Consider the following 22,234-nt stretch of genomic DNA (forward strand, 5'->3'; position numbering starts at 1 on the left):
ACCCACGACCCCTGCCTTCGGAGGGCAGTACTCTATCCAGCTGAGCTACTGGTGCAGCGGGCGACATCATACCTAGGTCGGCTCGGGGCGTCCATGCCGGGTTTGGCGGGTTTTGTCAGTGTGCGTGTCGGCGCAAAATCGCTGCATTCCTTAAAGCGGTAACGTCCTGCAAAACCCTCGCTTGGCGCTTTGGCGGGGTTGATCTAAGGTTTTTCCTGCGGCACGGGTTTTCAGTACGTTGATCTGAAAAGCGGCATTTTTGTTCTTTTTTTCGAACGACCTATTGTCCTTTACCCCCTTTGAACCTACGATCCGTTTGAGATTTCAAACGTTCTTTGGCGGGATGTTGCAGCGCAGGTGCGCCCGGTCGTGCACTGTTGATGCGCCACAATCCGCTCACTGATTTCCCTGACGGCAGCCTTGCGAGGCGCCTTTCTACAATCATAATTTGCTCCGCGCAGGCCGCGGTGCTGTTAAGGAAAGCCGACATGCAGCTTAAAGACACCCAGTTGTTCCGCCAGCAAGCCTTCATCGATGGCGCTTGGGTCGATGCCGACAACGGTCAGACGATCAAGGTCAACAACCCGGCCACCGGCGAAATCCTCGGCACCGTGCCGAAGATGGGCGCCGCTGAAACCCGCCGTGCCATTGAAGCCGCTGACAAAGCGCTGCCGGCCTGGCGTGCGCTGACCGCCAAAGAGCGTGCCGGCAAGCTGCGTCGCTGGTTCGAACTGATGATCGAGAACCAGGACGACCTCGCGCGCCTGATGACCCTCGAGCAAGGCAAGCCGCTGGCCGAAGCCAAGGGCGAAATCGTTTACGCCGCATCGTTCATCGAGTGGTTCGCCGAAGAAGCCAAGCGCATCTACGGTGATGTGATTCCAGGCCACCAGCCGGACAAGCGCCTGATCGTGATCAAGCAGCCGATCGGCGTCACCGCTGCGATCACCCCGTGGAACTTCCCGGCGGCAATGATCACCCGCAAGGCCGGCCCGGCGCTGGCCGCCGGTTGCACCATGGTGCTCAAGCCAGCATCGCAAACTCCATTTTCCGCTTTCGCCCTCGCCGAACTGGCTCAGCGCGCGGGCATTCCGGCGGGTGTGTTCAGCGTGGTGTCCGGCAGCGCCGGTGACATCGGCAGCGAGCTGACCAGCAACCCGATCGTGCGCAAACTGTCCTTCACCGGCTCGACCGAAATCGGTCGCCAGTTGATGGCCGAATGCGCCAAGGACATCAAGAAAGTCTCGCTGGAACTGGGCGGCAACGCGCCGTTCATCGTGTTCGACGACGCCGATCTGGATAAGGCCGTCGAAGGCGCGATCATTTCCAAGTACCGCAACAACGGCCAGACCTGCGTCTGCGCCAACCGTCTGTACATTCAGGACGCGGTCTACGATGCGTTCGCCGAGAAGCTGAAAGTGGCGGTGGCCAAACTGAAGATCGGCAACGGTCTGGAAGATGGCACCACTACCGGCCCGCTGATCGACGAAAAAGCCGTGGCCAAGGTTCAGGAACACATCGCTGACGCCGTGAGCAAAGGCGCCACCGTACTGGCGGGCGGCAAGGCGATGGAAGGTAACTTCTTCGAGCCGACCATCCTCACCAACGTGCCGAAAAACGCGGCCGTGGCCAAGGAAGAAACCTTCGGTCCGCTGGCGCCGCTGTTCCGCTTCAAAGACGAAGCCGAAGTGATCGCCATGTCCAACGACACCGAATTCGGTCTGGCCTCGTATTTCTATGCACGTGACCTGGGCCGTGTGTTCCGTGTCGCCGAAGCGCTGGAGTACGGCATGGTCGGCGTCAACACCGGGCTGATCTCCAACGAAGTCGCGCCGTTCGGCGGCATCAAGGCTTCGGGCCTGGGCCGTGAAGGCTCCAAGTACGGCATCGAAGATTATCTGGAAATCAAATACCTCTGCCTGGGCATCTAAGCCGGGAAAGGGATTGCTGCAAACGCAAAGGGCACGAGAGCGCTGTCCCTTTGCGTCGTTTCAAACAGGAATTTTCTCTGCGGCCAGGAACGCCGTGGCAGTCGATCATCGCATGCTGCCACCGCCGATTTCTCCCGCTTCATCCTTGAACCACGCCGCCCGATGAGCGGCGAATGAGGACTGTAATGAGCAAGACTAACGCTGAACTGATGGCCCGCCGCACCAATGCCGTACCTCGTGGTGTTGGCCAGATTCACCCGATCTTCGCCGAGTCGGCAAAGAACGCCACCGTGACCGACGTTGAAGGTCGTGAGTTCATCGACTTCGCCGGCGGTATCGCTGTACTGAACACCGGTCACGTGCACCCGAAAATCATCGCCGCCGTGACTGAACAGCTGAACAAGCTGACCCACACCTGCTTCCAGGTGCTGGCTTACGAGCCCTACGTTGAGCTGTGCGAAAAAATCAACGCCAAGGTGCCGGGTGATTTCGCCAAGAAAACCCTGCTGGTCACCACCGGTTCCGAAGCCGTCGAAAACGCCGTGAAGATCGCCCGTGCTGCTACTGGCCGTGCCGGCGTGATCGCGTTCACCGGCGCTTACCACGGTCGCACCATGATGACCCTCGGCCTGACCGGTAAAGTCGTGCCGTACTCGGCCGGCATGGGCCTGATGCCAGGCGGCATCTTCCGCGCGTTGTACCCGAACGAACTGCACGGCGTGAGCATTGACGATTCGATCGCTTCGATCGAGCGCATCTTCAAGAACGACGCCGAGCCGAAAGACATCGCTGCGATCATCATCGAGCCGGTGCAGGGCGAAGGCGGTTTCTACGTCGCGCCGAAGGAATTCATGAAGCGTCTGCGTGCGCTGTGCGACCAGCACGGCATCCTGCTGATCGCTGACGAAGTGCAGACTGGCGCTGGCCGTACCGGCACCTTCTTCGCCATGGAACAGATGGGCGTTGCCGCCGATCTGACCACTTTCGCCAAGTCCATCGCTGGCGGCTTCCCGCTGGCCGGCGTGTGCGGCAAGGCCGAATACATGGACGCCATTGCTCCAGGCGGCCTGGGCGGCACCTACGCCGGTAGCCCGATCGCTTGCGCCGCTGCGCTGGCAGTCATGGAAGTGTTTGAAGAAGAGCAACTGCTGGACCGCTGCAAGGCTGTCGGCGAGCGCCTGGTCACCGGTTTGAAGGCGATTCAGGCCAAGTACCCGGTCATCGGTGAAGTGCGTGCGCTGGGCGCAATGATCGCGGTCGAGCTGTTTGAAAACGGCGACAGCCACAAGCCGAACCCGACTGCCGTGGCTGCCGTGGTGGCCAAGGCGCGTGACAAGGGCCTGATCCTGCTGTCCTGCGGCACTTACGGTAACGTGCTGCGTGTGCTGGTTCCGCTGACGTCGCCAGACGAGCAACTGGACAAAGGCCTGGCGATCATCGAAGAGTGCTTCTCTGAACTCTGATCCGCTCGTGTGACCCGCTCGACAAAAACCCGCTTCGGCGGGTTTTTTTCGCTCCTTGAAACGCATCGGACGGGTTTGCGCTGTATCGAATCGCCAGCATTGACTAAGGTTCAGACATTGCAAGGAGAGCGCGCATGACTGCCGTTGATTTACCCGCCGTACCCCGGGTGTTGATTGCCGAGGCCGATCCCTGGTCCCGCGACCTGCTCAAACAAGTGCTGCTCAATGTGCGCTGCGATGCGCGCCTGGATTTGTGTGCCGATGGCCAGCAGGCAATGTCGCTGCTCAGCGAGGTGCCCTATGACCTGGCCATCGTCGATTGGGAGCTGCCTGGCATCGACGGATTGCATGTGCTGCGCAGCGTCCGCCAGCGCAAACGCAATCCGCCGCTGCCGTTCATTCTGATGAGCAGCCGCAACGACAGCGCCAGCGTGCGCGAAGCGATTCCGCTCGCGCCGACGGCGTACCTGACCAAACCGTTGAACATGGAAGGCCTGACCGAGCGCTTGCAGGGGTTGCTGCTCAACGCTGGCGAAGCAGTGGTTTGCGAAATGCCGGCACTGGCGCCGGGCATGACCCTGTCGGTGTTCCTTGAACGGCGTCGCGAGCAGGCCGATGGCGCGCCGCTGATGACCGACGTGCAAGTGGCGGTCAAGCGCAGCCTCAATCCCGAGGGGCTGGACCTCAAGCTGCTGGAGGAAGAGGTCCGCACCGATCCGCAGATTACCGCCGTGCTGATCGCAGCCGCCAACAGTGCCGCGCAACACTACGGCGCGCCGGTGCAAACCCTGGCCCAGGCGCTGCACCGACTCGGCACCGGGCAGAGTATGAACCTGATTCTCGGCTTGGCGCTCAAACGTAGCGCGCGGCTCAGAGATCCATGCCTGGCGGATTACGCCGAGCGCTATTGGGGGCTGTCACTGCACACGGCGGAATACGCCCGCACGCTGGCGCGCCTGCTCGATCTGGATCAGGAGCGCTGCTATTGCGCGGGCATGCTGCATCGGCTCGGCGATCTGGCGCTGCTGCGCTGCTTGCAGGAATGGCAGCAAGCTGGCGGCGAACTGGACGAGTTGGAGGAGGTCGGTGAAGCGTTGGCGAAGTTTGGCGCCTCTTATGGCTCGGCATTGCGCACCCGCTGGCGTCTGCCGCTGGAGTTGCGCGAGTTGATTGCTTCGGCCTACCAGCTCGGTGGTGGAGTTTACAGTCGCGAGGCGCTGGTGATGCACATGGCCGCGCAGATGGCGCGGCTGACCGAGCATGAAGGTGTCGAGGAGCTGGCGAAGAGCCGGACGGCGCGGTTGCTCAAGATCGGGCTGCCGGAGTTGATGCGGATGCGCAAATGACAGATCACCACATTCCAATGTGGGAGCGAGCCTGCTCGCAAAGGCGCCAGCGCAGGCAACATTTTTGTTGAAGGTGCAGGCCTCATCGCGGGCAAGCCCGCTCCCACAGGAATTGCGGCAGCCACAAAATACGGATCAGGCCGCAATGATCCGGTTTTTTCCCTGCCGTTTCGCCTCGTACATCGCCGCATCCGCGCGGGCGAACAGGCTGTCCAGGCTCTTGTCTTCGTCGGTGAGGTTGGTCAGGCCCTGGCTTACGGTGATGCTGAATGCTTGCCCGTCGTGGTTGAAGCGCAGTCGCTGGATCTCCTGTTGCAGGCGCTCCGCCACTTGCACCGCCATCTCCGGTGCACAGCCAGGAAACACCGCAGCGAACTCCTCACCACCAATCCGCCCGAACAGGTCGCCACGGCGCAATGAGCCGCGCCCGCATTCGGCGATCCGTTGCAGCACATTGTCGCCTTCGGGGTGGCCGTAGCTGTCGTTGATCACTTTGAAATCGTCGATGTCCAGCAGCAGGAAGGCCAGCGGTGTGCCTTGGCGGCGGGCCTCGGCGAACTCGCGGTGGGCGCATTCGAAGAAGTGGCGGCGGTTGCTGCTTTGCGTCAGCACATCGGTGGTGGCCAAGCGTTGCAGCTCGGTTTCCATGTGTTTTTTGTCGGTGATGTCTTCGGCGATGCCGACGATGATCACCGGCTGCCCGGGCTCGTCCTGGCGATTGATAAAGCATTTGTCGCTGAGCCAGCGCACCTGGCCATCGGCCGCGATGATGCGGTACTCGCGATCTTCCACCGCACCTCGGTGCAGGACTTCGGCGAGGCTCTGCTCCGCGTACTCCAGATCATCGGGGTAAATGCTGTCGCGCCATTGGTTGTAGTCCGCCAGCAACAACGCGGCGGAACGGCCGAAGATCCGTTCATAGGCCGGGCTGACGTACAGCACCTGCCGGGTTTCCCAGTTGAAAGCCCAGAGCACGGCGTTGACGCTGACCAGCAGCGAACTGATCAGTTGTTCGCGCTCGCTCAGGCGCGCAACTTCGCCCTGCGCGTGCATCAGCGCCATCAGCGTTTGCGCGGCCTCGGGCCATTGGGTGAAGGTTGTGTCTTTCTGGTTGTTGTTGACCATCGGCACAAATCTCAAAGGGCGCGCCGCAATGTCGACGACGGCCACAGGACAACCCGCCGGGATGGCGAAGTGTCATTGAGATAGAGGATTTTCGGCGAAGTTCCCGACCATTACCGAGTCCCGCCGGGCGGCGGGGGGCAGGAGCCGACGATTGCAACGAGGCTGCGATCGTCGAGATTACAGCCTCGTTGCAGGTCAGGCAGTCGCAGGACGCAGCGAGTAGGTTTTCAGCTGATCAGCAAAGTCACGCAACGACTGGATGCCACTGGCCTCGGCCTCGTGAATCCATTCCTTGATGGCGGCGAGCATGTCGTGGCCATTGGAACTGGTCTTGACCCAGATCTGCTGCAAAGCCAGGCGTTTCTCGTAGATCACTTTCAGCGCATGGCTGTGTTCGAGCATGGTCTGGATGCGCAGGTGATGGCGGTCTTCCAGCAGGCTGGTTTCCCGCGACAGCAGGCGTTTGGCCCGGTGGAACTGGTGACGCACCGAATGATCGACCTTGGCCAGCTCTTGCTTGACCAGCGGGCCGATCACCAATTTGCGGTACTGGGCCATGATCTGGAAGCGGTTGTTGAGGATCGCCATGGCGGTGTCCATGTCCAGGCTGCCCTTGCCTTCGACGCGGTGGGCAATCGGTGCGACCCGCTGCACCTTGGCCAGACGCAGGAAGCAGAAGACCTTGATCCACGCCCAGCCGAGGTCGAATTCCCACTTCTTCACCGACAGCTTGGCGGAGTTGGGGTAGGTGTGATGGTTGTTGTGCAGCTCTTCGCCGCCGATCAGGATGCCCCACGGCACCAGATTGGTCGCCGCGTCACGGCATTCGAAGTTGCGGTAGCCGACGGCATGGCCGAGGCCGTTGATCACGCCAGCGGCCCACACCGGAATCCACATCATCTGGATCGCCCAGATGGTGATGCCGATGGTGCCGAACAGCAGCAGGTCGATCGCGCCCATGATCGCCACGCCCAGCAGCGGATAGCGGCTGTAGACGTTGCGTTCGATCCAGTCTTCCGGGCAGTTCTTGCCGTAGATGCGCAGGGTTTCCGGGTTCTGCGCTTCGCTGCGGTACAGCTCGGCACCGGTGCGCAGCACCGTGGACAGGCCCTTGATGACCGGGCTGTGCGGGTCATCTTCGGTTTCGCATTTGGCGTGATGTTTGCGGTGGATGGCGGTCCACTCGCGGGTGTTCTGCGCCGTGGTCAGCCACAGCCAGAAACGGAAAAAGTGTTTCAGACCCGCATTCAGCTCGAGCGAGCGATGGGCCGAGTAACGGTGCAGATAGACCGTGACGGCAACAATCGTCACATGGGTCATCAGCAGGGTGACCGCGACCAGTGACCAGGCCGACAAGCCAAGAAAACCTTCGTACCACATAGGCTATAGGGCCCTCGATAAAGATAAAAACAGCCGTTGCATTATCACTAAGCACACAGATAAAACCAGTCGCCCTTTCAGATAAGAAGTCGCTGAATGTTTCTTGACCTATAATTCCAACCTTTTTGTAGGGACATGGACGACCGAATGTCTGCGACTTACCGCGATGCCTTGCGTGCAGCGCTGCTCTACCTCGTACTCGCCGCCGTGTGGCTGCAGGTTTCCGATCATTTATTAAGCAGATTCTTCGATAACTCCAGTGGGCTGGCCCGCTGGCAACTGATCAACGGTTATTTGCTGGCAGCGGTCAGCGCCGGGCTGATTTTTCTCGCGCGGGCGCGGCTGTGTCGGTTTCTCGGCATCGGTGCCCGCCTGCGCGAGCGCCACAGCGACCGTGAGCGTCTGCGTCAAGCGGCCGCCGTGTTCGATTGCACCCGTGAAGGCGTGCTGGTTACCGATCACCGGGGCCTGATCGTCCACGTCAACCGCGCCTTTATCGAGATCACCGGTTATCGGCGCGACGAAGTCATCGGCCAGCAGCCGAGTCTGTTCAAGTCCGGCCATCATCCGCCGGGCTTCTATCAGGCGATGTTCGCCACCCTTGAGGCTGAAGGTGAATGGAGCGGCGAGATCTGGAACCGGCGCAAGACCGGCGAGATTTATCCACAGTGGCAGACCATTCGGGTGATTAACGATGATTTCGGCCGGCTCAGCCATTACGTGGCGGTGTTCTCCGACATCAGTGCGATCAAGGATTCCGAGTCCGAACTCAAACACCTGGCGCATCACGATCCGTTGACCGATCTGCCCAATCGCCTGCTGTTCAGCGACCGCGCCGAGCAGGCGTTGGCTTCCGCGCAGACACACAAGCGTGGCTGCGCGCTGCTGATGCTTGATCTGGATCATTTCAAGCTGATCAACGACAGCCTCGGCCATAACGTCGGCGACCGATTGCTCAAAGCGGTGGCGACGCGGTTGCAGGCATTGTTCGGCCCCGGCATCACCCTCGCACGGCTCGGCGGTGACGAGTTCGCGGTACTCGCGGAAAGTTGTCCACAGCCGGCCCAGGCCGCCGCGCTGGCGCAACGGACTCTGGACGCGTTGAAGGAGCCGGTGCTGGTAGATGGCAATCAACTGTTCATCAACGCAAGCATCGGTATCAGCCTGTTCCCCAGCGACGCCTTGAGCGCCGAGCAGTTGTTACGCAATGCCGACAGTGCGCTGTTCAAGGCCAAAAGCAGCGGACGCAATGGCTACGCGCTGTATACCGAAGAGCTGACCGCCCATGCCCAGCAACGGGTCGAAATCGCCTTCGAGCTGCGCCGTGCACTGGAGCAGGAGGAGTTGCGCGTCTACTACCAACCGGTGCATGACCTGCACAGCAGCCGTCTGATCGGCGTCGAGGCACTGGTGCGCTGGCAGCATCCGCAGCGCGGGCTGGTGTCGCCGGCGGAATTCATTCCGATTGCCGAGCGCACCGGGCTGATCGCCGAGATCGATGCCTGGGTGATGCAGCAGGCCTGCCGACAGATGTGCCAATGGCAGCAGAGCGGTGTGGTGCTGGCGTTCGTCGCGGTGAATGTCTCGTCGCGGCTGTTTGCCCGGCGTGAGCTTTATCAGCAGGTGGCGCAGGTGCTCCACGACACCGGGCTGGATCCGGCGTATCTGGAGCTGGAAGTTACCGAAAGCGCGGTGATGGATGATCCGGAAGTAGCGCTGGAACAGATGCATCGCTTGCGCGAACTGGGTGTGCGTCTGGCCATCGATGATTTCGGCACCGGCTATTCGTCGTTGCTGCGGCTCAAGCGCCTGCCGGTGCAGAAACTCAAGATCGATCAGGGCTTCGTCGCCGGGTTGCCGTGGGATGAGGATGACGTGGCGATTGTCCGGGTGATCATCGCGCTGGCGCGGAGCATGGGTATGCAGGTGCATGCCGAGGGGATCGAGCAGGCTGAGCAGGCGGCATTTCTGTTGGCGCAGGAATGCGATCTGGGGCAGGGCTACTGGTTTGGGCGGCCGGTGTCTGCGGATCGGCTTGATTGGGCGAAAACGCCATTGATTGGCTGAAAAGACCTATCTGGCTATCACCGACCTTGTGGTGAGGGGATTTATCCCCGTTGGGTCGCGTAGCGGCCCCAAGAAATGGGACTGCTACGCAGTCCACCGGGGATGAATCCCCTCGCCACAAGTGCTCTTGACGATTTCAAATCAGCGCAAACCCCTTGCCCTTTCTCATATTATTTTTTGGTTATATAAACATTCTTAAATAGTCTTTTTAAGAATATTCCTGCCTCTCTTATATTGCTCCCACGCCGAACGCAGTGCCGCCCACTGCCAGGCAAATCCCATTCAAAGGAGCAGCACCATGAGCGCATCCCTTCGCAGCGTTGACGGTCAGGACGAAAGCACCATCTTGCGGGAAATCCAGAGCGCCCTGCGCGATCTGCGGTTCGGCGCGGTCGAGATCACTGTGCACAACGCGCAAGTCGTACAGATCGAACGTAAAGAGAAATTCCGTTTGCAGCAACCCGGTAAGCAACCGGGCTGAGATCAAAAGATCGCAGCCTTCGGCAGCTCCTACAGGGGGCTGTGTTTAGGAGCTGCCGCAGGCGGCGATCTTTAAAACGGCACCACAATTTCCGAAATACATAAGAAAAAGCCACCACCAGGAATTCCAGGAGCTTTCACCATGTCGTCGATTCGCCGTTATGCTTTGGCCGCGCTGGCCAGTGCCGTGTTTGCCGGTTCCGCCGTTGCCAAGGATTACGAGCTGCTCAACGTGTCGTATGACCCGACGCGGGAGCTGTATCAGGAATACAACGCCGAATTCATCAAGTTCTGGCAGCAGGATCATGCCGGCGACACGGTGAAAATCCAGCAGTCCCATGGCGGTTCGGGCAAGCAGGGCCGTGCGGTGATCGACGGTCTGCGGGCTGACGTGGTGACCCTGGCCCTGGCCGGTGACATCGATGAAATCGCCAAGCTCGGCAAGAGCCTGCCCGCCGACTGGCAGAAGCGTCTGCCGGAAGCGAGCACGCCGTACACCTCGACCATCGTGTTCCTGGTGCGCAAGGGCAACCCGAAAGGCATCAAGGACTGGGGCGATCTGGTCAAGAACGACGTCTCGGTGATTACGCCGAACCCGAAAACCTCGGGCGGTGCGCGCTGGAATTTCCTTGCTGCGTGGGCCTATGGCCTGAAAGCCAACGGCGGTGATGAGGCCAAGGCCAAGGAATACGTACAGACCCTGTTCAAGCACGTGCCGATCCTTGACACCGGCGCCCGTGGTTCGACCATCACCTTCGTCAACAATGGTCAGGGCGACGTGTTGCTGGCCTGGGAAAACGAAGCGTTCCTGGCGCTGAAAGAAGATGGCGGCGCAGACAAGTTCGATATCGTCGTGCCGTCGCTGTCGATTCTTGCCGAACCACCCGTGGCGGTGGTCGACAAGAATGCCGAGAAGAAGGGCAACGCGCAGATCGCCGAAGCCTACCTCAAGCATCTGTACAGCCCGGCCGGCCAGGAAATCGCCGCGAAAAACTTCTATCGTCCACGTGACAAGGACGTAGCGGCCAAGTACGCCCAGCAGTTCCCGAAACTGGAACTGGTGACCATCGACAAGGACTTCGGCGGCTGGAAATCCGCGCAGCCGAAATTCTTCAACGACGGCGGCGTGTTCGACCAGATTTATCAGGCGCAGTAATCTCGCCTTCAACCGGCCTGATGTCTGGGCACATGACATGTGGGACTGAGCTTTTGTGGTGAGGGGATAAATCTCCTCACCACAGGGCTCGCTCCCACATTGATGCGTTTTCAACCAGGGACTTTTATGTCGCGTCGTATCTCCCCCGTCATACCCGGCTTCGGGCTGACGCTGGGTTACACCTTGGTGTACCTCAGCCTGATTGTGCTTATCCCGCTGGCGGCGATGTTCGTCCACGCCGCCCAGCTGACCTGGGATCAGTTCTGGACGATCATCTCCGCACCGCGGGTACTGGCGGCATTGAAGTTGAGCTTCGGCACCGCGCTGTGCGCGGCGATCATCAACGGCATCATCGGCACGTTGCTGGCCTGGGTGCTGGTGCGCTACACCTTCCCCGGGCGCAAGGTGATCGACGCGATGATCGATCTGCCGTTCGCCCTGCCGACAGCCGTGGCCGGTATTGCGCTGACCGCGCTGTACGCGCCGGCCGGGCTGGTCGGGCAATTTGCCGCTGACCTCGGTTTCAAGATCGCCTACACCCCGCTGGGCATCACCCTCGCACTGACCTTCGTCACGCTGCCGTTCGTGGTGCGCACGGTGCAACCGGTACTGGCCGATATTCCCCGTGAAGTCGAAGAAGCGGCGGCGTGCCTGGGTGCGAAGCCATGGCAGGTGTTTCGCCACATTCTGGTTCCGGCCTTGCTGCCCGCCTGGCTGACCGGTTTTGCGCTGGCGTTCGCGCGTGGCGTCGGCGAGTACGGTTCGGTGATTTTCATCGCCGGCAACATGCCGATGAAAACCGAGATCCTGCCGCTGCTGATCATGGTCAAACTCGACCAGTACGATTACACCGGCGCTACCGCCATTGGCGTACTGATGCTGGTGGTTTCCTTCATCCTGTTGCTGCTGATCAACTTGCTGCAGCGGCGCATCGAAACGCCATAAGGAGGCGCGAGCATGTCCCAATCGTCCATTGCGGCCGCCTCTTCGGCCAACGCTGCACGCCGTGGCAGTGCCACTTCGCGCAGAGTCCTGATCGGTCTTGGCTGGCTGATTTTTTTCCTGTTTCTGCTGCTGCCGTTGTTCATCGTGGTGTCGCAGGGTTTGAAGAATGGCCTCGGTGCGTTCTTCACCGCGATCTTTGAGCCGGACGCGCTTTCGGCATTGAAACTCACCGTGTTCGCCGTGCTGATCTCGGTGCCGCTGAACCTGGTGTTCGGCGTCAGTGCGGCATGGTGCGTGAGCAAATACTCGTTCCGTGGCAAGAGCATGCTGGTCACGCTGATCGACCTGCCGTTCTCGGTGTCGCCGGTGATTGCCGGTCTGGTCTACGTGCTGATGTTCGGTGCGCAGGGCCTGTTCGGGCCGTGGTTGCAGGATCACGACATCCAGATCGTCTTCGCCCTGCCGGGCATCGTGCTGGCGACGATTTTTGTCACCGTGCCGTTCGTGGCCCGTGAACTGATCCCGCTAATGCAGGAACAAGGCACCCAAGAGGAAGAAGCCGCGCGTCTGCTCGGCGCCAATGGCTGGCAGATGTTCTGGCACGTCACCGTGCCCAACATCAAGTGGGGCCTGATTTACGGCGTGGTGCTGTGTACCGCGCGGGCTATGGGCGAGTTCGGTGCGGTGTCGGTGGTTTCCGGGCACATTCGCGGGGTGACCAACACCTTGCCGCTGCACGTCGAGATCCTCTACAACGAATACAACCACGTGGCCGCGTTTGCCGTGGCGAGCCTGTTGCTGATCCTGGCGCTCTTCATCCTGCTGCTCAAGCAGTGGAGCGAAAACCGTATCAACCGCCTGCGCGCCAGCGCCGCGGAGGAATAATTCATGTCGATCGAAGTGCGTAACGTCAGCAAGAATTTCAACGCGTTCAAGGCGCTGGACAACATCAGCCTGGATATCCACAGCGGTGAGCTGGTCGCGCTGCTTGGCCCGTCGGGCTGTGGCAAAACCACCTTGCTGCGCATTATTGCCGGTCTGGAAACCCCGGATCAGGGCAACATCGTTTTTCACGGCGAGGACGTTTCCGGCCACGACGTGCGTGATCGTAACGTTGGTTTCGTGTTCCAGCATTACGCCTTGTTCCGCCACATGACGGTGTTCGACAACGTCGCGTTCGGCCTGCGCATGAAACCGAAAAACCAGCGCCCGAGCGAAAGCCAGATCGCCACCAAGGTCCACGAACTGCTGAACATGGTCCAGCTGGACTGGTTGTCGGATCGCTACCCGGAGCAGTTGTCCGGTGGCCAGCGTCAGCGTATCGCGTTGGCCCGTGCTTTGGCGGTGGAGCCGAAAGTGCTGCTGCTGGATGAACCGTTCGGCGCCCTCGATGCCAAGGTGCGCAAGGAACTGCGGCGCTGGTTGGCGCGGCTGCACGAAGATATCAACCTGACTTCGGTGTTCGTGACCCACGACCAGGAAGAAGCGATGGAAGTCGCCGACCGCATCGTGGTGATGAACAAGGGTGTGATCGAACAGATCGGCTCACCGGGCGACGTCTACGAAAACCCGGCCAGCGACTTCGTTTATCACTTCCTCGGCGACTCGAACCGCTTGCTGCTGAGCGATGACAACCATGTGCTGTTCCGCCCGCACGAAGTGTCGTTGTCCAGGCATGAGCTGGAAGATCACCACGCCGCTGAAGTGCGCGATATCCGCCCGCTGGGCGCGACGACGCGGGTGACACTGAAGGTGGAAGGGCAGACCGATCTGATCGAAGCGGAAGTGGTCAAGGATCACGACAGCCTGATCGGCCTGGCCAAGGGTGAGACCTTGTTCTTCAAGCCGAAGGTCTGGCAGAAAGTCGCCAATATTTAAAGGCAAAAGCTTCGCGAGCAGGCTCGCTCCCACAGGGAAAACTCATTCCAAATGTGGGAGCGAGCCTGCTCGCGAATACGATCTAGACAGCAGCGCGATTCGGATTGACCCGCACCACCCCCGCCCGCAACTCGATCTCTTGTTTCAATTCCTGCCGCATCCCGAGCATGAACGCCAGCTCGGCCACGACAAACAACGGCCCGACAATCAGTCCGCTGATGTCATCGACAAATGCCGGTTTGCGCCCTTCATAGTGATGCCCGACAAACTGGATCACCCAGCCGATCACGAACATCGCCAGGCCGCTGCTCAGCCAGACCATGGTGCTCTGCTGCGCCAGCGCATGCCCGGCCCACACCGACAGGCCCATCAGTACCGTCATCAACACGCCGAGCTTCAACTCCAGGCGCAGGTAAAACCACGCCGAGGCCAGCGCCACTAAAACGGCTGGAGATATCCACAGCCCGCCCAGCTCCCACTGCGGCCGAGACAGCAGGACAGCCACCGCCACCACGATCAGCGGAATGCCGATAAAGTGGCTGGCGATGTTGCGCGGGTCGCGGTGGTAGGCGGCGTATTGACTGAGGTGGTCGACGAGGCTTTTCATTGTTGTTCCTCCAGTGGGGTTGAATGCATCATCCCTCGGGATCCGCGTTCGCTCTGTCGGGCAGGCGACACTCCAGGAGTGGTTATGCAAATTCGTGCACGGTTGCTCAGCGGCCAGTGGTTCAGTCATCTGCCTGCATCTTTTCAGGATAGCCTGCTGGCGCTGGCCCGGGAGCGGCGGCTGACGGCGGGACAACGACTGTTCCAGCGTGGCGATGCGCCGTGCGGTCTGTACGCGGTGCTCGATGGCGCAGTGCGTATCGGCGCGGTGAGCGAGCAAGGCAAGGAGGCGTTGTTGAGTCTGGTTGAGGCGCCGCACTGGTTCGGCGAAATCTGCCTGTTCGATGGTCAGCCACGCACCCATGACGCCTATGCGGTCGGGCCGTGTACCTTGCTGAATATTCCGCAGGCGACGATGCTCAAATTGCTCGACGAACAGCCGCAGTACTGGCGGCATCTGGCGCTGTTGATGAGCCACAAATTGCGCCTGGCCTTCATCAACCTCGAACAGCTGAGCCTGCTGCCAGCCCCGGCACGTCTGGCGCATCGCTTGCTGATGATCGCCGAAGGCTACGGCGAACTCGACGCACCGCGTCGGACGCTGCAACTGCCGCAGGAGCAGTTGGCAGCGATGCTGTCGCTGTCGCGGCAGACCACCAATCAGATCCTCAAGGATCTGCAGGGGCAGGGGATTATCGGGCTCGCATACGGCGAAATCGAAATCCTCGATGCCGCAAGACTGCGTGCCCTGGCTACGATCTAAAAACTCACGCCGATCCAATGTCGGAACTGGCACCTGTGGCGAGGGGATTTATCCCCGCTGGGGCGCGCAGCGGCCCTGAAAAAATGGGACCGCTGCGCAGTCCAACGGGGATAAATCCCCTCGCCACAAAGACCAGTTCCAACAAAGGATCTGCGTTTGGATTACGAACCGCGATAGGTCGAGAAACCGTACGGGCTCAGCAGCAGCGGGATGTGGTAGTGCTGATCAGTCTGCTTGACCTGGAAGATCACCGGAATCTCCGGGAAGAACGTCTCATGCTTGATCTTCTGGTAGTACTCGCCGGTCTTGAACACCACGCGGTATTCACCGGCTTCGAATGGCTGTTTGGCCGGGAACAGTTCGGCGATCCGCCCTTGTTCGTTGGTGGTGCCTTGGGCCAGTGGCTGCCAGTTTTCGCCGACGTGTTTTTCCAGGGTGACGTTGATGCCCGGTGACGGCAGGCCGTTTTCCAGGTTGAGCACGTGCACGCTCAGCGGATTGCCGGCGGCCAGCGCCAGGCTGGAAACAGCGCTCAGGCCGAGCGCGGCGAGGGTCATGCGCAGGGTGGTCATGGTGGATCTCCTTAGTGGGAACGGGTGATGGTCAGGCCGGCTTTGTCGGCGGCGGCGCGGGCGCAGTTTTCGTCTTGCTCACCGCCGCCGGAACCGGCCACGCCCATGGCGCCGACCAGTTCGCTGCCGGCGAACAGCGGAATGCCGCCGCCGAGCAAGAGCAATTCATCGAGGGTGTTGAGGTTGGCGGTTTCCGGATTGCTGCGGGCGCGCTCGGCGAACAGCCGCGTCGGCGTCTTGGTCGACAGCGCGGTGTAGGCCTTGCGCTGGCTGGCGGCGGTGTTGTGCGGGCCAACGCCGTCACCACGCAGAGTCACCAGCAGGCTGCCGCCACGGTCGAGTACCGACACCGTGCCGGTGCAACTGCTCATCGCCTTGTCCGCCAGCCAGCGTGCGGTTTTCAGGTCGAGATCGGCGTGGCGCGGCAGTTCTGGTGTGGCGCTCGCGGCGCCGCTGAGGCCGAGGATCAGGCTGGCGACAAGGTATTTGACGGTCATGTGCAGGCTCCGGTTGGGAAGGTCAGCACCTTAACCGGCGCACTTCGTCAGAACCCCGTCAGGCGGATTACAAGTTTGTAATGGGCAACGGCGGCGAACACGCCTAGCCTGTGTACCTGATCAATCGAGGTGTGCCATGCGTTTGCTGGTCGTAGAAGATGAAGCCAAAACCGCCAATTTCCTCGCCAAGGGCCTGGGCGAGTCGGGTTTCGCCGTGGATGTGGCGCTCAATGGCCTCGACGGCCGCTATTTTATCGAGCAGCAGGAATACGACCTGATCATCCTCGACGTGATGCTGCCCGGCCTCAACGGCTGGCAATTGCTGCAACTGATCCGCCAGCGCGGCGCCACACCGGTGCTGTTTCTCACCGCCAAGGACGCCATTGAAGACCGCGTCCGTGGTCTTGAGCTGGGCGCCGATGACTACCTGCTCAAACCCTTCGCCTTCGCCGAACTGCTCGCGCGCGTACGTACGCTGCTGCGACGTGGGCCGATGCGTGAAGCCGAGTCGTACAGCATCGCCGACCTGGAAATCGACGTGCTGCGCCGCCGGGTCAGTCGCGGTGGCCAGCGCATTGCCCTGACCAACAAGGAGTTCGCCCTGTTGCAGTTGCTCGCCAGCCGCCAGGGCGAAGTGCTTTCGCGCACGCTGATCGCCTCGCAGGTGTGGAACCTGAATTTTGACAGCGACACCAACATGGTCGAGGTCGCCGTGCGTCGCCTGCGTGCCAAGGTCGATGACCCGTACATGCCGAAACTTATCCACACCGTGCGTGGCGTCGGTTATCAACTGGAAGCGCCGGACGATGTGGAGTAAGTCGATCGCCTGGCGATTGGCGCTGGCCTTCGCCATGGTCTGCGCGCTGGTGCTGAGCGCAATCGGCGTGTTTCTCTACCGCTCGCTGGCCTCGGAATTGGCCTTTCGTGACGACATGGCCCTGCTCGGTCGCCTCGAGCAAGTACGCGCCTTGCTCGCCGACAGCGACAGCCTCGACGCCTTGCAGGCGCGGCCACGGTTGTATCAGAACATGCTCGGTAATCTCGACAGTCTGCTGCTGGTGCGCCGGGCCGACGGCTCCAGCGTGATCACAATCAACCCGCGCCAGCGTGAATTGCCGGCGCTCAATGCATTAGCGCGAGAGCAAATGCCGCAGCGCCGTGACGTGCTCACCTGGCAGGCCAGTGACGGCGCGGAGCTGGCCTTGCTGTCCGGCCAGGCCCAAGGCCCCAACGGTGAAACCCTGACGGTGATCGCCGGCAAAGTGCTCAGCGAGCGCGAGCAGATGCTCGGCAGTTATCGCCTGCGTCTGTACCTGTCCGTCGGCCTCGGCGCGGTGCTCGCGTTTGCTCTGGGCCTGTTATTGCTGCGGCGTGGCTTGCGGCCTTTGCATCAGTTGAGCGAAGCGGTGCGCAGCATCGATCTGCGCAGCCTCGATCGACGCCTGCCCACCGAGGGCACACCGACCGAACTGCGCGAGCCGGTGCACGCGCTCAACACCATGCTGGCGCGGCTGGACGACAGCGTGCAGCGCCTGTCGCAATTCTCCGCCGACCTCGCCCACGAAATCCGCACGCCGCTGCACACCTTGCTCGCCAGCAACGGCCAGGCCCTGAACCATCCGCGCAGCACGGCCGAATATCAGGAAGTGTTGGCCTCGAACATGGAAGAGTTCGAACGGCTCAAGCGCATGGCCGAGAACCTGATGTTCCTCGCCCGCGCCGAACAGGCCGAACGTGCGCTCAATCTGCACACGCTGGACTTGCGCAACGTCGGCGACGAACTCTGCGATTACTTCGAAGCCCTGGCCGATGATCGCGATCTTCAACTGCAAAACCGCATGCACGGCGAACTGCTCGCCGACCAGCAACTGCTGCAACGCGCCCTCGGCAACCTGCTGGCCAACGCCGTACGCCACGCCGACCCCGGCACCCTGATCAGCCTGCAACGCCGTGATGAACCGGGTATGTGCTGGCTGCAAGTGCACAACCACGGCCCGGTCATCGCGCCTGAGCATCTGGGCAAACTGTTTGACCGCTTCTACCGCGTCGATCCTTCACGTGCGGAACCGGGAGATTCGGGCGGGCTGGGTTTGGCGATCGTGCAGTCGATCATGCAGTTGCATGGCGGGCAGGTGCGGGTGAGGAGTGACGCCGACGGCACTGTTTTTGAGCTGGGGTTTGTGGGGCGCTGTTAAGACGTTAGCGATGGCTGACCATCTACGCTAAGCTCATTTAATTGCATTGTTTATAATGCAATTAAATTCTTTTTGGTGGATTTGCATTGTAAAAAATGCATTTGGGGCGGTGATGGAGAAAATTGGCGAGTTGATCAGAAGCTTGCGTAAGGCTGAAAAGCTGTCCCAACAAGCTTTGGCGCAGCAATACGGCATGAGCCGCGCAACAATCTCGGGGATTGAAAACAACACAATCTCGGAAATCGGTTTGCGCAAAGTCGAAGCCATTCTTAACGGATTCGGCTACGAATTGGCCGCAATCCCCCGCGCCTCTCGACGTCCGACACTCGACACGCTGCGCAAGGTGAACTTCCATGACTGAGGTATTGGACCGCTTGCAAGTCTGCGTCGGCGGCCATGAGGTTGGAAGATTGGGGCGCGGGAACGCAGGTGTCGACAGCGTGTTCAGCTATCGGGACGATGCGATTGATGAAAATGCCGTTTCGCTGACCATGCCGACACGCCTGGAAAGTTATGGTTGTGAACGCGGCGTCCATCCGATATTCGAGATGAACCTGCCTGAGGGTGCGTTGCGCGATGAGTTGATGCGGCGGTTCAGCAAAGCCGTGCGCGGCTTCGATGACTTCGCTTTGCTAGGTATCGTCGGCCCGCATCAACTCGGACGTCTTTCGATCACGAGCGCATCGACAATTGATCGTCCGCCTGAAACCTCGCTCGCTGAGTTATTGGTTCATGATGGTGCGCAAGGTTTGTTCGAAGATCTTTTGCAGACTTACGGGCAGTATTCCGGGGTTTCAGGCGTGCAGCCCAAAGTATTGGTGCGTGACAGTGCCGCTGCAATAGACCGACTGACGCACCGAGGCTCGACTCATCTGGTCAAAGCCTTTCGTGCCGAAGAGTATCCCGAGCTGGCAACCAACGAATTTTTCTGCATGCGCGCTGCGCAACTTTGTGGCCTCGACGTGCCGCATTTCGAACTCAGCGAGCATGGCAAATTTCTCGTCATCGAGCGTTTTGACTTGAGCGACACCGGATACCTCGGTTTCGAAGACTTTTGCGTGCTCAACGGCTGGCCGTCGAAGGCCAAATACGACGGCTCTTACGAAGGAGTCGCACGGCAGATCAAGGCGTTTGTTTCGCCCTCATTGCTCAAGCACGCACTGGAAGCTTTCTTCAAGATTGTCGCTTTATCGGCGGCATTGAAAAACGGCGATGCCCACCTGAAAAACTTTGGCGTGCTCTATGAGGATTGTGGCGAGCACTCATTGATCAGGCTGGCTCCGGCGTACGACATCATCACCACGTCGGTGTACATCAAGAGCGATAGCATGGCACTGCTGTTGGGCGGTTCGAAGGCGTGGCCCAAGCATAAAATGCTTACCAGGTTTGGTCGTACGGCCTGCAATCTGAGTGAAGCGCGTTGCAACCAGTTACTGCAAATGGTCGCGCACGGTGTGCAGGAAGCGATGGGCGAAATGGCGGAGTACAGCGCAAATCATCCTGCCTTCGCGGAGGTGGGCGCTGCAATGATCGAACAATGGTCGGCCGGTCTGGCGCGCAGCCTGCGCAACAGTTGAAACTCAGCGCAACTGATCCCGAAACTGCCCCGGCGTCATTCCTGTCCAGCGCTTGAACGCGCGGCTGAAGCTGCTGGTGTCGGCGAACCCCAGCAGATAGCTGACTTCACTCAACGAGCACTGCGGGTCGCGCAAGTGCAGCAGCGCCAGATTCTCGCGGCTTTCGTTGAGCAGGGTGTCGAAGCGACAGCCCTCATCCGCCAGATGCCGCTGCAGGCTGCGCAGGCTCAGGTGCAAGGCCTGGGCGATGCGTTCGGCGCTCGGTTCGCCTTCGGGCAGTTGTTCTTCAATGGCATCGCGCACCTTGCGCTCCCAGGTCAGCGGTTTGAGCTGGGCGAGGGTGCGTTTGAGTACGGCTTCGTTGTGTTCGGCCAGTTCCGGGTTGGCGTCGTCGAGGTGGCTGTCGAAGTCGCCGAGGGCGAATTCCAGGCGGTCTTCGGCGGCGCAAAAATGCACCGGCGCGCGGAAGACTTTGTGCCATTGCTGGGCATCGCTCGGTTCGGGGCGGCGCAAGTACACCGCCAGCGGTGCGTAGTCACGGCCGAGGCGATTGCGGCAGGTGCGCACGTAGATCGCCGCGAAGGCGTCGATGGCTTCGACGGCCGGCGCCGGGTTGCCGGGCGGGATTTTCAGGCGGAATTGATAACGGTCTTCGCTGCGGCTCAGCTCCAGTTCCAGCGCATCGCTGACCACTGGGTGATAGCGCACGATGCGCTCGAACACCTCGCGCAAGCTGCCGCTGGCCACCAGTGCATAACCGAGCGCGTGGAAGGTGGTCGGGCTGACGAAACGCGACACGCGCAAGCCCAGCGCCGGGTCGCCGCTGGCCTGCACGGCGAGTGCCCACAGGCGCGTGGTACCGGACAGCGGATAGCGCGCATTGGGGTCGTCCATCAGCGCTGGGTCGAGCCCGGCCTGTTGGCACAAGGCAAGACTGTCCAGCCCGAGCGCGTCGAGTTGTTTGCGCAAGGCGCGGGTCCAGCTGGCGAGGGAGGTCGGTTCCTTCATGCGGATTGGCGCGTCCGGTCAACAGGTTGGCGTTCTTGGCTAGCGCGGATCGAACCCCGGCAAGACACGATGCATTCATCTTAGACCCGAGGATGGAAGCATGGACGGTACTTCTGCAAGCCCTGAACGACTGAATGCGGCGCAGCGCTCGGCACATATTCGCCAAGTGGTGCTGACCAAAGGTGCGCAATTGCGTGAGCGCTACCCGATTCTTCAGCATCAGGATGCCCTCGGTGCGGGGATTCTGGCGTTCGCGCTGGCCGGAATGATCGGCTCGGCGGCGCTGTACATCACTGGCCATATGGCTTGGTGGGTGTGCCTGCTGCTCAATGCTTTTTTCGCCTCGCTGACCCATGAGCTGGAACACGACCTGATCCACAGCATGTACTTCCGCAAACAACGCGTGCCGCACAACCTGATGATGGGCCTGGTCTGGCTGGCGCGGCCGAGCACAATCAACCCGTGGATCCGTCGTCATCTGCACCTCAACCATCACAAGGTTTCCGGCACTGAGGCCGACATGGAAGAGCGCGCAATCACCAACGGCGAGCCGTGGGGATTTGCCCGTCTGCTGATGGTTGGCGATAACGTCATGTCGGCGTTTATCCGCCTGCTCCGCGCCAGGACCTGGGCACACAAGTGGAGCATCGGCAAACGCGTGCTCAAGGTCTACGCACCGCTGGCGCTGCTGCATTGGGGCGCGTGGTATGTGTTTCTCGGCTTTCACGCAGCCAATGGCATCGCGCATTTGCTCGGCTCGTCCATCGAATGGTCGGCCACCACGCTGTCGGTGATGCAGGTAATCGATATCGCCGCCGTGGTGATCATCGGCCCGAATGTGCTGCGCACTTTTTGCCTGCACTTCATCAGCTCGAACATGCATTACTACGGCGACGTCGAACCGGGCAATGTGCTGCAGCAATGCCAGGTGCTGAACCCTTGGTGGCTGTGGCCGTTGCAAGCGTTCTGCTTCAACTTCGGCAGCAGTCACGGGATTCATCATTTCGTGGTCAAGGAGCCGTTTTACATTCGTCAGATGACTGTGCCGGTGGCGCACAAGGTCATGCGCGAGATGGGTGTGCGCTTTAATGATTTCGGCACGTTTGGCCGGGCGAACCGGTTTGTACGCGGAGATGAGGACGTGGTGTCCGGGGAGGCGGTGGAGGCCTGACAGATGCCCCTCACCCTAACCCTCTCCCAGGGGAGAGGGGACTGATCTAGCTGTTTATGCTGGATACATCGACC

At 60.7% G+C, this 22,234-nt stretch carries 21 protein-coding genes; 15 read left to right on the forward strand and 6 right to left on the reverse strand.

Features of this window, described 5'->3' with window-relative positions; translation table 11 throughout:
* Positions 1-488: 488 nt before the first annotated feature.
* The 3 genes from gabD to D8U71_RS08310 all read left to right on the forward strand — a co-directional run bounded on the left by gabD (position 489) and on the right by D8U71_RS08310 (position 4,740).
* Positions 489-1,931: an NADP-dependent succinate-semialdehyde dehydrogenase gene (gene gabD / locus D8U71_RS08300; RefSeq protein WP_024011131.1), complete on the forward strand. Its 1,443-nt coding sequence runs from the start codon at positions 489-491 to the stop codon at positions 1,929-1,931.
* Positions 1,932-2,116: 185 nt separating this feature from the next.
* Positions 2,117-3,394 (forward strand): 4-aminobutyrate--2-oxoglutarate transaminase, encoded by a 1,278-nt coding sequence (gabT, locus tag D8U71_RS08305; protein ID WP_016772251.1) that lies wholly within the window; start codon positions 2,117-2,119, stop codon positions 3,392-3,394.
* 134 nt (positions 3,395-3,528) lie between these two features.
* A complete protein-coding gene (locus D8U71_RS08310) occupies positions 3,529-4,740 on the forward strand; it encodes a response regulator (RefSeq protein ID WP_130887568.1) in 1,212 nt (403 codons plus the stop codon).
* Between the two features lie 135 nt (positions 4,741-4,875).
* On the opposite strand, the gene D8U71_RS08315 is transcribed toward D8U71_RS08310, so the two are convergent.
* Together D8U71_RS08315 and desA are read right to left on the reverse strand one after the other, a co-directional pair.
* On the reverse strand, positions 4,876-5,865 hold the full coding sequence (locus D8U71_RS08315) for a sensor domain-containing diguanylate cyclase (protein WP_016772249.1): 990 nt from the start codon (positions 5,863-5,865) through the stop codon (positions 4,876-4,878).
* A 195-nt stretch (positions 5,866-6,060) separates the two neighbouring features.
* The gene (gene desA, locus D8U71_RS08320) at positions 6,061-7,245 is read right to left on the reverse strand and encodes a delta-9 fatty acid desaturase DesA (RefSeq protein ID WP_130887569.1); all 1,185 of its coding nucleotides are present in this window, start codon (positions 7,243-7,245) and stop codon (positions 6,061-6,063) included.
* A gap of 147 nt (positions 7,246-7,392) precedes the next feature.
* Here desA and dibA point away from each other — a divergent pair, with 147 nt between their 5' ends.
* The 6 genes from dibA (at position 7,393) to D8U71_RS08350 (ending at position 13,771) form a co-directional block, all read left to right on the forward strand.
* A complete protein-coding gene (dibA, locus tag D8U71_RS08325) occupies positions 7,393-9,312 on the forward strand; it encodes a phosphodiesterase DibA (protein ID WP_130887570.1) in 1,920 nt (639 codons plus the stop codon).
* 298 nt (positions 9,313-9,610) lie between these two features.
* Positions 9,611-9,793: a sulfur starvation response protein OscA gene (gene oscA, locus D8U71_RS08330; protein ID WP_007917682.1), complete on the forward strand. Its 183-nt coding sequence runs from the start codon at positions 9,611-9,613 to the stop codon at positions 9,791-9,793.
* 141 nt (positions 9,794-9,934) lie between these two features.
* Positions 9,935-10,948, forward strand: a complete 1,014-nt coding sequence (locus D8U71_RS08335; protein WP_024011134.1) for a sulfate ABC transporter substrate-binding protein — start codon at positions 9,935-9,937, stop codon at positions 10,946-10,948.
* 126 nt (positions 10,949-11,074) lie between these two features.
* Positions 11,075-11,893, forward strand: a complete 819-nt coding sequence (gene cysT, locus D8U71_RS08340; RefSeq protein WP_016772245.1) for a sulfate ABC transporter permease subunit CysT — start codon at positions 11,075-11,077, stop codon at positions 11,891-11,893.
* 12 nt (positions 11,894-11,905) lie between these two features.
* A complete protein-coding gene (gene cysW, locus D8U71_RS08345; protein WP_041477435.1) occupies positions 11,906-12,778 on the forward strand; it encodes a sulfate ABC transporter permease subunit CysW in 873 nt (290 codons plus the stop codon).
* A 3-nt stretch (positions 12,779-12,781) separates the two neighbouring features.
* Positions 12,782-13,771, forward strand: coding sequence for a sulfate ABC transporter ATP-binding protein (locus D8U71_RS08350; RefSeq protein ID WP_024011135.1), 990 nt, complete (start codon positions 12,782-12,784; stop codon positions 13,769-13,771).
* 82 nt (positions 13,772-13,853) lie between these two features.
* Here D8U71_RS08350 and D8U71_RS08355 read toward each other — a convergent pair whose 3' ends face one another.
* Complete coding sequence (locus D8U71_RS08355) at positions 13,854-14,378, reverse strand: Mpo1-like protein (protein WP_130887571.1); 525 nt, start codon at positions 14,376-14,378, stop codon at positions 13,854-13,856.
* 84 nt (positions 14,379-14,462) lie between these two features.
* On the opposite strand from D8U71_RS08355, the gene D8U71_RS08360 reads away from it, so the two are divergent.
* Positions 14,463-15,140: a Crp/Fnr family transcriptional regulator gene (locus tag D8U71_RS08360; protein ID WP_130887572.1), complete on the forward strand. Its 678-nt coding sequence runs from the start codon at positions 14,463-14,465 to the stop codon at positions 15,138-15,140.
* 161 nt (positions 15,141-15,301) lie between these two features.
* Here the strand turns inward: D8U71_RS08360 and uraH are convergent, their stop codons facing one another.
* Both uraH and D8U71_RS08370 read right to left on the reverse strand, forming a co-directional pair.
* The gene (gene uraH / locus D8U71_RS08365; protein ID WP_042610175.1) at positions 15,302-15,712 is read right to left on the reverse strand and encodes a hydroxyisourate hydrolase; all 411 of its coding nucleotides are present in this window, start codon (positions 15,710-15,712) and stop codon (positions 15,302-15,304) included.
* Between the two features lie 11 nt (positions 15,713-15,723).
* On the reverse strand, positions 15,724-16,209 hold the full coding sequence (locus tag D8U71_RS08370; protein WP_130887573.1) for a heme-binding protein: 486 nt from the start codon (positions 16,207-16,209) through the stop codon (positions 15,724-15,726).
* A 136-nt stretch (positions 16,210-16,345) separates the two neighbouring features.
* Here D8U71_RS08370 and D8U71_RS08375 point away from each other — a divergent pair, with 136 nt between their 5' ends.
* The 4 genes from D8U71_RS08375 to D8U71_RS08390 all read left to right on the forward strand — a co-directional run bounded on the left by D8U71_RS08375 (position 16,346) and on the right by D8U71_RS08390 (position 19,981).
* Entirely contained in the window at positions 16,346-17,026 is a 681-nt protein-coding gene (locus D8U71_RS08375) for a heavy metal response regulator transcription factor (protein WP_041477440.1), read from the forward strand.
* Entirely contained in the window at positions 17,016-18,404 is a 1,389-nt protein-coding gene (locus D8U71_RS08380) for a heavy metal sensor histidine kinase (RefSeq protein ID WP_130887574.1), read from the forward strand. The genes D8U71_RS08375 and D8U71_RS08380 overlap by 11 nt, the downstream gene beginning before the upstream one ends.
* 112 nt (positions 18,405-18,516) lie before the next feature.
* Positions 18,517-18,765, forward strand: coding sequence for a helix-turn-helix transcriptional regulator (locus D8U71_RS08385; protein ID WP_016772238.1), 249 nt, complete (start codon positions 18,517-18,519; stop codon positions 18,763-18,765).
* Positions 18,758-19,981 carry a type II toxin-antitoxin system HipA family toxin gene (locus tag D8U71_RS08390; protein ID WP_130887575.1) on the forward strand — a complete coding sequence of 408 codons (1,224 nt, stop codon included), beginning with the start codon at positions 18,758-18,760 and terminating at the stop codon, positions 19,979-19,981. The genes D8U71_RS08385 and D8U71_RS08390 overlap by 8 nt, the downstream gene beginning before the upstream one ends.
* Positions 19,982-19,984: 3 nt before the next feature.
* On the opposite strand, the gene D8U71_RS08395 is transcribed toward D8U71_RS08390, so the two are convergent.
* A complete protein-coding gene (locus D8U71_RS08395; protein WP_125918259.1) occupies positions 19,985-20,989 on the reverse strand; it encodes an AraC family transcriptional regulator in 1,005 nt (334 codons plus the stop codon).
* 100 nt (positions 20,990-21,089) lie between these two features.
* On the opposite strand from D8U71_RS08395, the gene D8U71_RS08400 reads away from it, so the two are divergent.
* Positions 21,090-22,160, forward strand: a complete 1,071-nt coding sequence (locus D8U71_RS08400) for a fatty acid desaturase (RefSeq protein ID WP_130887576.1) — start codon at positions 21,090-21,092, stop codon at positions 22,158-22,160.
* The last annotated feature ends 74 nt before the right edge of the window (positions 22,161-22,234 follow it).

It is taken from the genome of Pseudomonas sp. Sample_21 (assembly GCF_004307525.1).
GTDB lineage: Bacteria > Pseudomonadota > Gammaproteobacteria > Pseudomonadales > Pseudomonadaceae > Aquipseudomonas > Aquipseudomonas atacamensis.

Excerpts from the sequence above, each read along its gene's own strand:
- gabT (WP_016772251.1), top strand. The coding sequence starts at position 2,117 with ATGAGCAAGACTAACGCTGAACTGATGGCCCGCCGCACCAATGCCGTA.
- cysT (WP_016772245.1), top strand. The coding sequence starts at position 11,075 with ATGTCGCGTCGTATCTCCCCCGTCATACCCGGCTTCGGGCTGACGCTG.
- dibA (WP_130887570.1), top strand. The coding sequence starts at position 7,393 with ATGTCTGCGACTTACCGCGATGCCTTGCGTGCAGCGCTGCTCTACCTC.
- D8U71_RS08380 (WP_130887574.1), top strand. The coding sequence starts at position 17,016 with ATGTGGAGTAAGTCGATCGCCTGGCGATTGGCGCTGGCCTTCGCCATG.
- D8U71_RS08400 (WP_130887576.1), top strand. The coding sequence starts at position 21,090 with ATGGACGGTACTTCTGCAAGCCCTGAACGACTGAATGCGGCGCAGCGC.
- D8U71_RS08335 (WP_024011134.1), top strand. The coding sequence starts at position 9,935 with ATGTCGTCGATTCGCCGTTATGCTTTGGCCGCGCTGGCCAGTGCCGTG.
- D8U71_RS08310 (WP_130887568.1), top strand. The coding sequence starts at position 3,529 with ATGACTGCCGTTGATTTACCCGCCGTACCCCGGGTGTTGATTGCCGAG.
- desA (WP_130887569.1), bottom strand. The coding sequence starts at position 7,245 with ATGTGGTACGAAGGTTTTCTTGGCTTGTCGGCCTGGTCACTGGTCGCG.
- oscA (WP_007917682.1), top strand. The coding sequence starts at position 9,611 with ATGAGCGCATCCCTTCGCAGCGTTGACGGTCAGGACGAAAGCACCATC.
- D8U71_RS08355 (WP_130887571.1), bottom strand. The coding sequence starts at position 14,378 with ATGAAAAGCCTCGTCGACCACCTCAGTCAATACGCCGCCTACCACCGC.
- D8U71_RS08315 (WP_016772249.1), bottom strand. The coding sequence starts at position 5,865 with ATGGTCAACAACAACCAGAAAGACACAACCTTCACCCAATGGCCCGAG.
- D8U71_RS08350 (WP_024011135.1), top strand. The coding sequence starts at position 12,782 with ATGTCGATCGAAGTGCGTAACGTCAGCAAGAATTTCAACGCGTTCAAG.
- D8U71_RS08360 (WP_130887572.1), top strand. The coding sequence starts at position 14,463 with ATGCAAATTCGTGCACGGTTGCTCAGCGGCCAGTGGTTCAGTCATCTG.
- D8U71_RS08390 (WP_130887575.1), top strand. The coding sequence starts at position 18,758 with ATGACTGAGGTATTGGACCGCTTGCAAGTCTGCGTCGGCGGCCATGAG.
- uraH (WP_042610175.1), bottom strand. The coding sequence starts at position 15,712 with ATGACCACCCTGCGCATGACCCTCGCCGCGCTCGGCCTGAGCGCTGTT.
- D8U71_RS08395 (WP_125918259.1), bottom strand. The coding sequence starts at position 20,989 with ATGAAGGAACCGACCTCCCTCGCCAGCTGGACCCGCGCCTTGCGCAAA.
- D8U71_RS08385 (WP_016772238.1), top strand. The coding sequence starts at position 18,517 with ATGGAGAAAATTGGCGAGTTGATCAGAAGCTTGCGTAAGGCTGAAAAG.
- gabD (WP_024011131.1), top strand. The coding sequence starts at position 489 with ATGCAGCTTAAAGACACCCAGTTGTTCCGCCAGCAAGCCTTCATCGAT.
- cysW (WP_041477435.1), top strand. The coding sequence starts at position 11,906 with ATGTCCCAATCGTCCATTGCGGCCGCCTCTTCGGCCAACGCTGCACGC.
- D8U71_RS08375 (WP_041477440.1), top strand. The coding sequence starts at position 16,346 with ATGCGTTTGCTGGTCGTAGAAGATGAAGCCAAAACCGCCAATTTCCTC.
- D8U71_RS08370 (WP_130887573.1), bottom strand. The coding sequence starts at position 16,209 with ATGACCGTCAAATACCTTGTCGCCAGCCTGATCCTCGGCCTCAGCGGC.